General features: G+C 44.7%; 16 protein-coding genes and 4 pseudogenes. 4 read left to right on the top strand and 16 right to left on the bottom strand.

Going from position 1 to position 13,779, the window contains the following annotated elements; all coding sequences use genetic code 11:
* From AAHH42_RS09000 to AAHH42_RS08955, 10 genes are all read right to left on the bottom strand, one after another.
* Complete coding sequence (locus tag AAHH42_RS09000; protein WP_342220954.1) at positions 1–129, bottom strand: hypothetical protein; 129 nt, start codon at positions 127–129, stop codon at positions 1–3.
* Between the two features lie 151 nt (positions 130–280).
* Positions 281–547, bottom strand: a complete 267-nt coding sequence (locus AAHH42_RS08995) for a transcriptional regulator (RefSeq protein WP_342220953.1) — start codon at positions 545–547, stop codon at positions 281–283.
* Between the two features lie 200 nt (positions 548–747).
* On the bottom strand, positions 748–1,476 hold the full coding sequence (locus AAHH42_RS08990) for a Rha family transcriptional regulator (RefSeq protein WP_342220952.1): 729 nt from the start codon (positions 1,474–1,476) through the stop codon (positions 748–750).
* A 22-nt stretch (positions 1,477–1,498) separates the two neighbouring features.
* On the bottom strand, positions 1,499–1,852 hold the full coding sequence (locus AAHH42_RS08985; protein WP_119797298.1) for an ORF6N domain-containing protein: 354 nt from the start codon (positions 1,850–1,852) through the stop codon (positions 1,499–1,501).
* A gap of 62 nt (positions 1,853–1,914) precedes the next feature.
* Positions 1,915–2,514: a Rha family transcriptional regulator gene (locus AAHH42_RS08980; protein ID WP_342220951.1), complete on the bottom strand. Its 600-nt coding sequence runs from the start codon at positions 2,512–2,514 to the stop codon at positions 1,915–1,917.
* A 330-nt stretch (positions 2,515–2,844) separates the two neighbouring features.
* Complete coding sequence (locus AAHH42_RS08975; RefSeq protein WP_240313890.1) at positions 2,845–3,228, bottom strand: KilA-N domain-containing protein; 384 nt, start codon at positions 3,226–3,228, stop codon at positions 2,845–2,847.
* An 82-nt stretch (positions 3,229–3,310) separates the two neighbouring features.
* Complete coding sequence (locus tag AAHH42_RS08970; protein ID WP_342220950.1) at positions 3,311–3,478, bottom strand: hypothetical protein; 168 nt, start codon at positions 3,476–3,478, stop codon at positions 3,311–3,313.
* Positions 3,479–3,657: 179 nt separating this feature from the next.
* On the bottom strand, positions 3,658–4,647 hold the full coding sequence (locus AAHH42_RS08965) for an Rpn family recombination-promoting nuclease/putative transposase (protein ID WP_119797294.1): 990 nt from the start codon (positions 4,645–4,647) through the stop codon (positions 3,658–3,660).
* 107 nt (positions 4,648–4,754) lie between these two features.
* A complete protein-coding gene (locus AAHH42_RS08960; protein WP_342222050.1) occupies positions 4,755–5,375 on the bottom strand; it encodes a lambda exonuclease family protein in 621 nt (206 codons plus the stop codon).
* A 150-nt stretch (positions 5,376–5,525) separates the two neighbouring features.
* A complete protein-coding gene (locus AAHH42_RS08955; RefSeq protein WP_342220949.1) occupies positions 5,526–6,344 on the bottom strand; it encodes a group II intron maturase-specific domain-containing protein in 819 nt (272 codons plus the stop codon).
* Between the two features lie 175 nt (positions 6,345–6,519).
* Here AAHH42_RS08955 and AAHH42_RS08950 point away from each other — a divergent pair.
* A pseudogene (locus AAHH42_RS08950) lies at positions 6,520–7,611 on the top strand (recombinase family protein); the annotation flags it as partial.
* Between the two features lie 522 nt (positions 7,612–8,133).
* Here the strand turns inward: AAHH42_RS08950 and AAHH42_RS08945 are convergent.
* The 3 genes from AAHH42_RS08945 to AAHH42_RS08935 form a co-directional block, all read right to left on the bottom strand.
* Positions 8,134–8,520 carry a reverse transcriptase domain-containing protein gene (locus AAHH42_RS08945; protein ID WP_342222049.1) on the bottom strand — a complete coding sequence of 129 codons (387 nt, stop codon included), beginning with the start codon at positions 8,518–8,520 and terminating at the stop codon, positions 8,134–8,136.
* Between the two features lie 224 nt (positions 8,521–8,744).
* Positions 8,745–9,926 (bottom strand): IS91 family transposase, encoded by a 1,182-nt coding sequence (locus tag AAHH42_RS08940; protein ID WP_342220948.1) that lies wholly within the window; start codon positions 9,924–9,926, stop codon positions 8,745–8,747.
* Positions 9,927–9,941: 15 nt separating this feature from the next.
* On the bottom strand, positions 9,942–10,190 hold the full coding sequence (locus AAHH42_RS08935; protein WP_342220947.1) for a hypothetical protein: 249 nt from the start codon (positions 10,188–10,190) through the stop codon (positions 9,942–9,944).
* Between the two features lie 111 nt (positions 10,191–10,301).
* On the opposite strand from AAHH42_RS08935, the pseudogene AAHH42_RS08930 reads away from it, so the two are divergent.
* Positions 10,302–10,457 (top strand): annotated as a pseudogene (locus tag AAHH42_RS08930) (ISAs1 family transposase); the annotation flags it as partial.
* Between the two features lie 197 nt (positions 10,458–10,654).
* Positions 10,655–11,029 (top strand): fimbrial protein, encoded by a 375-nt coding sequence (locus tag AAHH42_RS08925; RefSeq protein WP_342220946.1) that lies wholly within the window; start codon positions 10,655–10,657, stop codon positions 11,027–11,029.
* A gap of 93 nt (positions 11,030–11,122) precedes the next feature.
* Here AAHH42_RS08925 and AAHH42_RS08920 read toward each other — a convergent pair whose 3' ends face one another.
* The 3 genes and pseudogenes from AAHH42_RS08920 to AAHH42_RS08910 form a co-directional block, all read right to left on the bottom strand.
* Positions 11,123–11,893, bottom strand: a complete 771-nt coding sequence (locus AAHH42_RS08920) for an SDR family oxidoreductase (protein WP_342220945.1) — start codon at positions 11,891–11,893, stop codon at positions 11,123–11,125.
* Between the two features lie 525 nt (positions 11,894–12,418).
* Positions 12,419–12,853: pseudogene (locus AAHH42_RS08915) on the bottom strand (transposase family protein); the annotation flags it as partial.
* Positions 12,854–13,151: 298 nt separating this feature from the next.
* A pseudogene (locus tag AAHH42_RS08910) lies at positions 13,152–13,340 on the bottom strand (transposase); the annotation flags it as partial.
* Here AAHH42_RS08910 and AAHH42_RS08905 point away from each other — a divergent pair.
* Positions 13,322–13,576 (top strand): IS630 transposase-related protein, encoded by a 255-nt coding sequence (locus AAHH42_RS08905; RefSeq protein WP_342220944.1) that lies wholly within the window; start codon positions 13,322–13,324, stop codon positions 13,574–13,576. The pseudogene AAHH42_RS08910 and the gene AAHH42_RS08905 sit on opposite strands and share 19 nt — an antisense overlap.
* The last annotated feature ends 203 nt before the right edge of the window (positions 13,577–13,779 follow it).

The following is a 13,779-nucleotide window of genomic DNA, read 5'->3' as shown; positions in this document are numbered from 1 at the left end:
TCAAAAAAAAGCACGATTGGTATAAATAAAGCGTGAGTCGCTGTCTTTTATTCCCCAAACATCTTGACTGTTTTCCATCATAGCTGTCAGAGGCAATGAACATGATACCTTTGCTATTTTTTTCATCATCTGTCCTAACTCTATTCAGTCCCTTCATCGTGGATGACGCCCATTTAGGAGAGGGTAAATTACTTAGTCAGTGCGAAAGTCTAATTAGAAAAATAAAATGGGATAGTCTCCACAAGAGAGACTATTTTTTCTATTTTTATCATGCTAGACGCTATCGCTTTCTACATCCCTTTAAGGCAAAAAGCACAAGGCGGACATGAAATACGGTAAACAGACCATGCAGCGAATACGGTTCAAATTTGAGTTTTGCACTTGCCAATGTCTGTTTCACGGCGGGATAGGACACCGAGCGTAATAAAGCGATGTCTTTTTGTGATACGCCTAACGCGAAAAGCATCGCCGTTTCAAATTGAACAGTCGTTAACTCAGGAAACACTTCCCGTAATTCAGGAAATTGGGTAATATCGATGTTAGCCATTGTAGCCTCCGCTAGAGGTTATGGTGGTTAGCTACAGGGGTGGTTCGAGCCACCTCTGTTAGCGCTAGGGTTAATATGTATATGGAAAGGCGATTGGGGTCGCCGTTACTATCTTATAACTTGTTGTGAATGTTTATGTTTTCATGGTGTATGGCTCCATTAATTTATGATGCGATGTTGAGTTCTTTGTCATGGGTGAATTACCCATCCCAATAAGTTTTCATTGGCAACTTATTTTTGCGATAGAGGTCAAATAGTCGGATTGCCCCTTTGCGCAGTAAAACCGGTTGGTATTTGATAAAGTCATCGCTCCCGTGCACACTGATTTTATGCTGATGTTCCGTCAAATATCGGTCACGTGCATAAGAGGTTGCACGCCAGCGGATATGGGATTTACTTTCGTTATAGAGCCAATTTTTTTCTGCCAAACAGTGATTAATCTGTTGTGTATTAATACCGTTGAGCATTTTGCAAAACTGAGTCGTCGTTATTCCTTCCTTAAACAGGCTCTTCAACTCCTGTAATTCCGCTTCCTGTGCTTTGTTCACTAAGGCTAACCTGGTTTTTTCACGAAACTGCTCTGCCCATGCCATAGCCGCAACAGGGGGATCTTCGAAATTAGGTAATACGCAGACAGGCCGTGTTGCTTTCTCTTCCAGCTCCCGCCAGCGAGTGGCGACTTTATAGCGTAGCGAAATGCTGTAGCCCATGACCAATGTCATGGTTAAATCCTGGTCAAGCACATACTCTTGATAGGTGCGCCCATTGGCGTCTTTATAATCAGCCGAAAACTCGGCCGATTGAATGTTGATCGATTCGAACATTTTTCGACAATCATCGAGAACATGTTTATGCTGTTTGCCCGTTAGTTGAGCAATTTCACGGCTAGACATTTTTACCTGTTGATAGATATTAATGACATTTGACATGCAGAAATTCCTTATCCTGAATTTATGTGGTGATTAACTCATAAGAAGTGTGATTTGCGGGCACTTCCCACCCTATGACCGAAAAGGTACCTATTTTGGGATAGCTCCAGCGTGTTGTGTGTTTATTAACCGACTGACTGTCTGTCAATTGGTTCCTGAACGCTTTAAGCTCTTCACCTTCTACCTTGTGGTAATGCTTACCCGCAATGAACCTTTCTTTGTCCCGTTTAAAATTTTGCTGAATATTATTACTATCCGTACCGTATCCTTGTGCCAACAGTTCGGTGGTGATAACACGTTGTTTGTGGTAGGTGATCACCGGTAAGTTTTCGGAATTTAATGGGGCTTGTTGATGAATATCAATGATATTTGGCATGCAAAATTCCTCACAAATGAATTGCGATTCATAAAACCCCTGTAGGTTACAGGGGTAGGGGATTAATTATGTCTTGGTATTGCGCCGACGGGGAGCTGGGCTTTTAGGCTTCTATTAACAAAATTGGCGAATATCATCCCATCTTTGAAACGATCACAAAGACGATAAGCTAAAGGTGAATTTAGTTTTACTAATGCTGGATATATTTCATGCCACCACGCATCAGAAATGACGGTGAAATGTTTCATAAATATTTGAATATGATAGCAATCTATTTCAATCTGAGTGGGTTTGCTATTGTTCTTGGATATTCTTGAAGTATCGTACAATTCAGCCTCCATGCGATTAAATTCTGCAACGTAGGCTTCTTTAAATGCTGCTGCTCTCTTGCCGGTGAAGCCCATAACCAGGAAGATGAAGCCGTCTTTGGTCATTTGGTAAAATTTAGATTTTCGGGTTGCACCATTGCCGATAGTTACAATCTGAGCATCAGCCGAAAAGTTGGCTGATGTAAATGTCTGCGAGCAGTCCAATTTTTCTATCTTGGCAATAACATGTTTGTGCTGCTTACTGAAGTAGTTTGCAAATGCCTGTGAGGTAGTAACAACTTTACCGTTATGGATAGTGATTTCAGGGGTTAATGCGAATATTTGAGTAGTCATTTTTACATCCTCTTTGTTTGTTCATTACCCCATGTTCATCGGGGCGGTCGGGCACTTGAACACCGCAAAGAGACGGCCAGTAGATTTCCCTCCTCGGCAGAGGTGTTATATAGCTACTCGCTACCCGACCATAATACTCTATGGACGTAAAAAAACCGCATAACTTTCGGGCGCGGTATCCGCTCTTTGAAGGTGTGTTCAGCACCTGTAGCGAATGTAGCTTACAGCTGAGTAACAGTCAACCCACGCTAGTTTCTCATTCAAATTATTCGTCAATATTTGCGAGGCAGCATGAAGATTTTCTCCAACTCGCTGCTGCTATTATGTACTTTAGTAACCCTCCATCGCTATTTGCATCGCTCTTGCCTTCCGAAATTCCGGTAATCCACTGCCTTCGTCACGGTGGGTTTTTCTTTTTTGCTCTTTATCTGCTAATTTTCCACTGTGGTAATCAATAAACGTCTGGTTAACCATGATCCGAAAGTCAGGGCGTATCCAGCCTGCGTATTCAACAGCAAGGATTTCATGAGCGTAGGTGCCTGGATTTTTTCCACCATGTTTAACATTGATGACTTTATGAGCAAAGCCCGAATTCGGGCTTTGACTATTCTTCAAGAGGCTGGACTCTAATTCTGTCATTAATTCCCGAGCCTGAGCGGTGGCAAGCCATTTGGAAGGGCGTTTATGTTCACCTTCGCTACTTGCTTTATGAATATAGCCGCGACTGTATAAATTGATTGTGAAATTTATACTAATGCACTGATATTAAATAATATTTTTTAAAAAATCAATCATATTACATAGCCACTGCTATAGCATTGAGGTTAAAACGGTTCTCTTCATCGGTTGTCACTGCAACACCTGCAACGACGGGCAGATTTTCTTTAGACATAATCAGTTTTCCTTGATTGATTTGTTTATCTGGGAAGGTGTAAATAGGTTTACACGAATGTTTATTGCGCACGATATTTTCTAACGTTGTCTGGTGACAGTGAGCTAATGGCAATTTATGGGCGTAAAAAAACCGCACTACTTACGTATGCAGCATTCGCTAGTTAAAGTTATTTAACACCTTTAACGAAACATTCCCCCGAGGCTGAATCATCATTCAGCCCGTCCGGGTATAGCAGGTGCTAAGACACCTTAATGTAGCAATACTTCAATATCTTTAATATCTTGGTCAGAAAGTCCAGTATATTTTTTAATCTTTTCTTTGCTTGCTCCGTCAGCAAGAAGTTCTTTCGCGATTTTTAAGGACGCTTGTTTTTCTCCCTGTTGCATGCCCTGTTGCATGCCCTGTTGCATGCCTTGTTGCATGCCTTGTTCTATGCCGCGTTTTTCGCCCCGTTTTTCGAGTTGTTGTGCAAATGTCATAATGTCTTCCTTTGCTTGTGGAACGGAATTAAGCCACAGTGCTAATGACTTGTCCAGCTCATCTGATTCTGCCAAATCACTGGCTCTACCACATATTTCAATAAAGTACCTCAGTACGTCTTTGAAATAGTCACGGCTCACTTGTGTGTAAATTGTAGTCATTTTCTCTTCAGATAACAACGCCTCTAACCAGGTGAGGGGAGATTGCTTTTCGCGGTAGTGTTTGAATAAGATTTCCATCACTGACGCTAAACCATGTCGATTTATCTCTTCATCTGACATGACCGTTAAATCAATCAGTTGAAAGGGCTTCAGGGCCAATTTTTTTGCTAATTTTGGCTCCTCAAAACATTCCCAGATTGCTCGTGAGTGGGGATAAGGCGATTTTTCTCCGTGATAGAGCACTAAGGGCAACACAATCGGCAATTTTTTATGACCCTGCTTTAAGTGGTAGTTCATCAACTCGACAACGTAACAGAGGATACGAAATGCCATCATTTCATCATCACTGCTTTGATGTTCCGCCAAAATATAGATGTAGCTCAGTTGGCCTTTAATCTTACAACTGAAAACCACATCGCTATACAGTGTATCAGGCCATTTAGGGGATAACTCGTTGGGTACCATCTTTAACGTGGAGATATCAATTAACTTCAGGATCCTCTTTGGAAGATGTGCCTTCAACCAATCCAACGTAATCTGTTGATGCTGTAGGGTCCCTTTAAATAATTTGTCATGAGGCTTCGATATGTCAGGCACGGTCTCTCCCTGTGGTTCTCTCTACAATGTGGCGTTGATATTATCGACAGGCAACTCTACGCGTATTTCATCCGCTAAACGATCACTTTTTTTCAGTGGCGTTATCTTCATGCCACTTTTCCATACGTTTTAATCTGTTCGATTTCATCTTCAAGTTCCTGCAGAAATTTTCGCACTTCTGTTTCAATTTCCTTGCCCAGTGCCTCATCAAAGTGAATGCGCTTTTTGAAGTAGGCTAATGTGTCAGGCAGTCGATTATCATAGCTGACAAAGTCACACCATCTTCGCCCCGTACACAGCATTTGCGCGTGCATTTGCAGGAGGTATTTTTTTTCGAGTACACCTGTTCTTATCGTTTTCAGATGCGTCCAGGTTTTGGGGCATTTAATCTCGATCAGGCCATCCTCATTAACCAATCCGTCGGGACTGGCCGCAAACCCCTCAATAGTGGGGTGGTCGACGAGACCGACCTCCGTGACCTCTACTGCAAATTCACGCAAGATGTAAGCCTCACGGGCGACGGGTTCCAGTGCCGTCCCGTGCTTCATATCGAGCGTGACAAAGGTGTCTCCCCGTTTCCCCGTCAGACGCTGGCAAATCAGCTCGGCCCTGTATTTTTTTCGCGTTGCTGCGTCGCCTGTTTTTACTTTTGCCATCACCTCTGCCAATTTGCTGGCTGTGACCTTGCCGCATCTTGCAGCAAACCAGGCTTCTGTTCGTTGTTCCATTTTTACCTCGATAAATTGTCTTGTCATCAAAACGGAGAACCGCTCGTAGAGTAGGTCTCTGGTTTGACATCATCTCCCCAGCGACCTCTCGTCAAACCGTGCTTGCAGTTTTCCCGTACACGGCTTTCCGACTGTCTTCTTTCCACAGCGTTACGACGGCACAGGTCGGGCATACCGACTCCCTTCATCTCCGGTTATGGACAGGCTGTACAGCTTAAACAGCCCGTGGTAATCGTAGAACCAGGACGGCGGGTGGTCCCTCCACCCCTTACCCCGTTTCTTGTGCTTCTTCCGCAACATGATGCAGAGTGTCCATATCGTGTAATTCGCTATGCTCAAGAAATGCTTCCTTGAATTACCTGTCTTGAAGTAATTCCCCCATCCGCGAAGAATCGGGTTTACCTTTTCTTTCACCAATGTGGGCCAATCCCAGTGCTGCCCTTTTCGGACAACATCACGGATTTTCTGCTTAACAGACTTCATAGCCTTGGGAGTCGGATAGTAAAAGGTCTTCAACTCGCCCGTCACTTTCGATGGTTGAACTGCGAACCTGTGACCTAGAAAGTCAAACGGCTCTTTCATGGCATTAACTATCCGCGTTTTCTTGGCATTAAGCGTCAACCCAAGTCGGTCTAAGACTTTCTTGGCCTGATCCAGATAAAACTCCGGGCGCTTGCTGCACAAAATCACAAAATCGTCGGCATATCGCACGATATGAGCATCATGCGGACGTTTACCGAACGCCTTTTTCTCCCACGTCGAATCAAGCCAGTGCAGGTAGAGATTAGCGAGCAAGGGAGAAATTACTCCGCAAACAATAGTGCAAACTTTCGCGTAAGCTGGGGCCTGCGTTTTCACCGGCGCTGCCTCAAGTCTGGTCATCCGGATGGGAGCATCACTGAGTTTTCCCTCGTTATTGAGACTGATAACGGCACACGGAGTGACCCTCAGCAATGAAACCGAAGCCATTTTCACAACACGTACGTATCACTTTCGAGCCCAGCCGGTTTTCTGACGACCAGCTGACGGATGTTTATGAACAGCTGACTCCCGTTAACCACCACGTGCTTACCCCTCACGACCAGGCCCAGGCCAAACCTCACCGGGCTCCTGCCCGCTCAACCGCTAGACGGAGCAAAATGTTATGAACAAGGCACTGGTCGCACTCTACGCCCGCGTTTCTTCCGGGCAACAGGTAAAAAATGGCACCATCGGCAGTCAGCTTGCAGCAATCAAGGACCGCATCCGTGAGGACGGCCACGTGTTGCCTGACGCCATGCTCTTTATCGATGATGGTGTCAGCGGTGCTACACTTATCCGCCCGCAACTAGAGCGCCTGAGGGACTACGCGGCGGCAGGCGATATTGAATGCCTGTACATCCTGTCGCCCGACAGGCTAGCCCGTAAATACGCCTATCAGGCTCTGCTGATGGAAGAGTTCAGCGCCTGCGGCGTGGAGGTTATCTTTATCTGTCACACCCCCGGCGACACGCTGGAAGACATGATGCTTCTGCAGATGCAGGGGATGTTTGCTGAATATGAGCGGGCAAAGATTATGGAGCGCAACCGGCGTGGTAAGCTTCACGGTGCACGCTGTGGTAATGTCGGTGTCCTTTCCGGTGCACCTTACGGTTATCGGTATATCCGCAGGCAGCCGGACGGGACACCCGCACAGTATATTGTCAACCTTCATGAAGCCTCCGTGGTCAGGAAGATATTTAGTTGGGCTGGCATAGAGCGCCTGAGTCTAGGCGGTGTGGTCAGACGTCTGGCTGAGAAAGGCATAGAAAGCGCCACCGGCAAACCCGGCTGGGACCGCAGTACGGTATGGGGCATGTTAAAGAACCCCGCTTACAAAGGACTTGCTGTGTTCGGAAAAACGAAAAACTGCGCCCCCCGTCCCCGGGTGAGAGCAGCGCGCAACAGTGCAGATATCCTCAAGAACGGTTATTCAGTAATACGAAGTAAGCCGGATGACGGCATCGGGATCCCTGTGCCTGCCATCATCAACAGCGCTCTTTTCTTGACGGTCAACGAACAGCTGGAAGAAAACCGCCGACATGCACGACAGGGGCGCCGGGGAGCCGCTTATCTCTTACAGGGGCTGACTGTGTGCGGCCACTGTCGCTATGCGTATTATGGCAAAAAAGTCAGTAAATCTGCGGCAAAAGGGGGGGCGCAGTATTCTTATTACCACTGTACTGGGACGGATGCTTACCGCTTTGGGGGCATTCGGGTGTGTGACAATAAACAGGTCAGGACATCCATGCTGGATGAAACGGTCTGGGCACAGGTCATTGCGCTGCTGTCTGAGCCGGAACGGCTGAAAAAAGAATATGAGCAGCGTCTAACGCAGGCGTCAGAGCACAGTGGACAGACCGCAGATGCTGAGCGTCTGAAAAAGCAAGAAAATCAGCTAAACGTGGGGCGGTCCCGATTGATTGATAGTTTTGCCGAAGGGCTGATTGGCAAAACAGACTTTGAACCACGGATCAGAGTGATGACGCTCAGGCTGGCGGAACTTGCGCGCCAGAGAGTGAAGGTGAAACAGGCCACAGAGAACCAGCATGAGTTGCTGCTACTGGTTAACCGGGTGGAGGATTTTGCTGCTGCGGTCACGGAACGCCTGAGTACGGACGATTTTCTGATGAAGCGAGAAATTCTGCGTGCGCTGGTGAAACGGATAGAAATTTATCGTGATGAAATTGTGGTGGTTTTTCGGGTGAATCCCGGGAATGATACCAGCCTGGAAGCAGGATCAGACAAAACATATGGCAGAAGTTTGCCAGATTGTTTGCGGAGTAATCACTCCCCCTTGCGGCGTACCGGTCGTCTCCTTCCGGATTTTCATCTCTTCCATCGCTCCAGCTTTAAGCCACATCTCGATCAGCTTTACAACCGAGCGATCAATGACTCTGGTTCGAACGGACAGCAGTAATTTATCGTGCGGAATTGTGTCAAAGTACGACTTCAAATCCGCATCTACCACCCAGTGGCACTTGAAATTCAGCCACTTGTAGATTTCCCGCAATGCTTGTTGTGCATTCTTCCGAGGCCGGAAGCCATACGAGCAATCCTTGAAGGTAGCCTCAAAAAGAGGTTCGATAACAATTTTCACCGCTGCCTGAACAACACGATCTGCGATAACGGGAATGCCTAGAGGTCTTTGCGTTCCGTCAGCCTTGATAGATAGGAATTTTAATAATTTGGTTTTATTGTCAAAAACAGAATTGGATCAAAAAATAAACGATATTATTTTCAAACTTTAGGGTTATTCTCCTTAACGTAGAGAGTCCCGGGTGATAATAGGGTCATTTTCGTTTAAAAAACCAGCATTTTCGAACGCGAGGCGCCCCTTCCCTGCAGAGGCTAAATCCCCTTCATTTTTGCCAGAGATTCATGGTGAAGCATTAACTGATGCCACGGCAAGCCTGATGTGATACCGCTTAGCACCAAACGAGAGCCACACAGGATGCACTCATGAGGGCCAATACGACTTAGGCGTTTTAACATTGCCGCATAAGTGATGTTGACGGTTTTTTCTTTTTCCTGCCCCAACAAAGCATCTATAATCGGCAGCAGTGTAGTCCGACGGCGGGGCGCTAAAAAACCATAATAGCGGACCATCCTAAAATGTTTATCCGGAATGTGGCTAATAAAACGCTGAATAAACTCGTCCATACTGAGGTTAAGTTTTTCTTGCTCTCGGGTTTTATGACTGAGGTAGCGATAGGTCACTTCCTGGCCGTTATAATGTTCCAGCCGGGATAACGACACCGGAGGCTTTTTTAAATAACGGCCTAAATAATTGAGCGTTTGCTGGGCATTGTCTGTCGGCTTTGCCAGGTCGATATTCCAATGCCGTTGGTAATGGAAATCCAGAAACTGCTCCCGTTGACCCAGCCTCGTGAGGGTTTGTGATAACTCCGGTGGTAATTGCAAGGTATCCCACTGTTGACGAAGTAGTGTGATAATCTGATAACGCCACTGTTTCATCAACGTTTTTCCGCTAAACGTGATTTTTTTCCATTTTTCGGCATTGTCATCGAGTCCGCCACAGGTCACCGAAAGATGCACATGAGGATGCCAATTCAGCGCTCGCCCATGCGTATGCAACGCCGTGAATAGGCCAGGCAATAGGTTTTTTGGCTGGCAAAAATCTAAAATAACCTTGGCAGCGAGACGACTGAGATGCGTTAACAGCGCACGATTTAGCTCAAACAACGGCCAGAACTCACGGGGAAAAGTGAACGTAATGTGTTGCCATTTTGTGATGGGAAGCACCGTGCGCTGTTTGGCCACCCACCGCTCTGTGGCTTTCTTACCACAGGAAGGGCATGAACGGCTGTGGCAGGTAAAGCAAATCCGTTTGGTGTGCGTACAGCCTGCCTTTTGACAGCGCCAGCTGGCAAACCCCAGCGCCGATGTTCCGCAGGAAAACAGTTTAATCAGATTATCGACCACCACCGGCCGTATTTTATCCGCATGAGCACAATAGTAATTCCACCACGCATGACCGACCTGAAAAGGATGACGCAGTTTACGGTTCATCTTTCGGCTCAAGCATCACGGGTGTTCTAGATCAAACGACCGACACTCCGGGCAAAAATAGACCGCATTCATTGCAGACTCTGCGGGAAAGCGAGCCCAGAATATTTCCCAAAACGTCTCTGTAATGAAAAGATTATCTCCGCCAGTAAAGGCCTGATGCGTTTTCTGATAAGGCATGGCTAAGGCTTTAGCAACCTCTTTCAAGGTCTGCTTCACCATTTTGGTATGCGCTGTTTGATGTGAGTGACAGATATTTTTAGGCATAACACCTTAGCTGAACGAGTAACGGGACCGGCTAATAGATAACACCGTTTCTTCAAAAAAATCAAGAGATAACAGACTACTTCACGTCGCCGACCTTAGGAGGCAGCCTTGATAAAAGCTCCGGATGGAGCAGCCCATGTCGCTCTTTTCAATCGCGTCGCGTTGGGTGTGATTAAACAGCACAAAGGTAAACAAGATAGTATTGCCAGTAAACGTAGACGAGCCGCCTGGTCAGCCGATTTTCGTAGTAAACTTATTTTTGGTTAAAAAATCAGCAAAGTGGAATCCCGCCCTGATATAAAACCACGGATAGTTTTTATCCAGAAGTTGATGAACGTTCTTCGATTAATATAAGCGTTTTTACTTTTAAGTTTGCTTATAAGCGGCAAAACGAGATACCCATTAAAATAAGTGGATTAAATATAAGGATTGCTAGTTGTGAGATCCTTACTCCTAATGTTACTGTGCTACTTGGCAATGTTTTAACGAAATATTTTTCGGGGATTGGCCGTTATGCAGCCGATCGAAAATTCAAAATTTTACTAAGCTGTGATCCTTATTCTGAGGTTCGTTTAACCCTAAACGGTAAAACGGTGAATAATCTTTCTGATGTACTTGAATTAGAACCATCGCTCCATGCTGTTGTTGCTGACGATGTAGGAATACAAATACTGCATGAAGGCAATCCGATGATGTTAAGAAGAAGAATTGAGGTACCCGATGGTGCTATCTCCGAAGAGATTAAAATTCCATGTGTTGCTCGCTACGTTCAAACAAAAAATGTAATTAAAGGTGGCCAGGCTAACAGCCATGTCACTTTTACCGTCCATTATAATTAAATTATTAGCTAGAAAACCGTGCCGTAAAACTTTACCTTTCAGATTGAAATTTTACGGCATACCCGATAAAAATATGACTCAACGACAATATGATCAACGACGGCTAATATTAAGCGCGGAAAAACTCTGAGCTACCGGCATGATCTCGATACGGTTGATGTTGACATGAGGAGGCTGTTGACTGATCCAGAGCACCGTATTGGCGATGTCTTCTGGGCGAATAAATTCCACTCCTTGGTAAACAGCAGCCACTTTAGCATCATCGCCTTGAAATCGTACGTTGGAGAATTCAGTATCACCACATAGACCCGGCTCCACGTTGGTGATACGCAGGGGTGTCCCGATTAAATCAGCGCGTAAATTGAGGCTAAATTGTTTGACAAAGGCCTTGGTGGCACCGTAGACATTTCCTCCAGGATAAGGGTAATTGCCAGCAATAGAACCCATATTGATCACATGACCTTTACCTCTATCGACCATGCCTGGTAGCAAAAAATGTGTCATCCGTATTAACCCTATAATGTTGGTTTCAATCATCTTTTCCCAGTTTTCTAAAGAGGCTTTATGCGCAGGTTCCAGACCAAGTGCCAGCCCTGCATTGTTGACCAGTAGATCGATATTCTTCCACTCAGTTGGCAGCGAGGAGAGGGCTGCTTGAGTAGAAGCCTCGTCTCTGACGTCAAAGGCTAAGGGCAAGAAAGCCTCCTTACCCTTAGCCTTCTTCAGCTCATCATGCAATTTTGCCAGGCGTTCGGTTCGGCGCCCTGTACCAATAACTCGCCAATCTGCATGTACTAAAGTTCTACTAATCGCTTCTCCGAAGCCAGATGTGGCACCTGTTATTATTGCAATCCTACTTTCCATATTTTTCTTCCAAAAGTAAATATCAAGAACGTACTTTGCCAGAAGATAACACAAATAAATACAAGGATATATTATTAATCACATTTTTTATCCTCAATAGGATATAAAATATTATTAATTCATTTATATTCGTCATTTTACAAAACTCGGGCCGTATATAATATGAGATGAATTTCATATATAATAAATAAGAAGGCTAAGATAAGCCAACTCAGTTATTATAAAAAATTCAAAATATAGATAATCATTATCATCTCTATGAAATAGCATTTCATCATGCCAACTGTAATCAATTCCTTGATAAATATAATGATGATAAGTTGTTTTTTAAACAACATGAATATGCCATTTCCTTTCTGGATATTGATGTCATATTGCTTGATCTTCCGGTAGATGAGGGTACTGTCGCCAATAAAGATCCTCGGAAAATCGAGAAAATGGCAATCTTTTGCATTAAACTAGGACTCCAAATGAAATAATGAGATGAATAAAAGGTAGAGCAATCAGTAGAGTTCTTTCCAAACCCTACAAATCCAATTCATAGTTATAAATTCCGGCAATTAAATTGAACCGCAGTCCAAATCGCTTTCGTCTATTTCGATATTTATTTGCAATACTTTTAAACCGTTTTAACATGTCCAATGACATTCTCATTCAGAACTCGCTGACTTGATAGTGCCCTATTTTTTTATCCTCAATAGTCAGTGGGCATTTTTTTGACTTTTTCTTTGGCAACGCACTATTGGCATGCCGCTTATCTAACCTTTGATAACCCGTATCCGTCAATACCTTGGTGCTCGTTTTAAAGTGAATATTGGATGCTTTAAATAACCGAAAATCGGGGCGCTTTCCATTACTGAAATTTGTACAAATAACACATCGACTGGCCTTATCTACGACAATCTGGCTTTTTAAGGTACGTCGTTTCTTTTTCCCTAAATAGTACTTGCGGTGCTTTTTTGATTAGCAAGACCTCTTCGAGGATAAGTTTTGGGTCGACCTCCGCGTGCTCTCTTTGCCGTTCGGGAGCCCCCAAGTAATTTAACCCTCTCATCAAACCTAGCCCTTTTTACACCTGTTAAACGCCGAAATTCTTCCGCTGACAATGGGCTAATGGCTTTCAAATTCATTCTATAAATCTTCCAGAGGTTTTTTTAAGAACGTTATTCTCATATATTCTCTTGGGTTTGGAAGGAACTCTAGTAAACTGTTTGAGGAATACCCTATTTTAACCTGAGTTTGAGATAAGCCGACTATTTTATAATGTGACGATATTTTTACAATGCAGAGCTAATTTTGGTTTGGATGGTACAAAGCAGTAAACGACGATGCTATCGAGTAAATTGACGATAAAATTCTGTGGTGAGTGGTGACGAGTATGCTCTATTTGGCACATATTTTTTAGTTGTTCAAAAACGATTTCAACCAATGACCGTTCGAATAGAACCTTGTCTGACACGTGATAAACCCGCCAGTAAAATAGCTCGAGCGGCGTTGATTCTTGATGTGGAAACCTACCCTGACGCGTCTCAATACGAGCGAGCCCAACGTATGGGAGTGAGCGCTAGAGGTATCTGCCATGCGTTAAAACGGGCAGGGTTTAGCTATAAAAAAAACATTTTATCATCCAAAAGCCAACGTCCAATCCCGAGAAGATTTTCAGGTCAAGATCCAGGCCTATGAAGCCAGCGAGCCCCCCATTATTTACGTGGATGAAAGCGGTTTTGCTCATGAGATGCCCCGCCTCTACGGCTATTGAGCTAAAGGTAAGCGGTGTTACGGTCAACATGATTGGCACGCTAAAGCGCGTACCAATGTCATCGGCGCTCAGCTTAACGGAAAATTAACCACCGTTTGTGCCTTTGAATATAATATCAATAGCGATA

It is taken from the genome of Candidatus Fukatsuia endosymbiont of Tuberolachnus salignus, from assembly GCF_964030845.1.
Classification (GTDB): Bacteria; Pseudomonadota; Gammaproteobacteria; order Enterobacterales; family Enterobacteriaceae; genus Fukatsuia; species Fukatsuia symbiotica.
The sequence above is the reverse complement of the archived record's forward strand: the minus strand, read 5'-3'. Positions and strand labels throughout refer to the sequence as shown.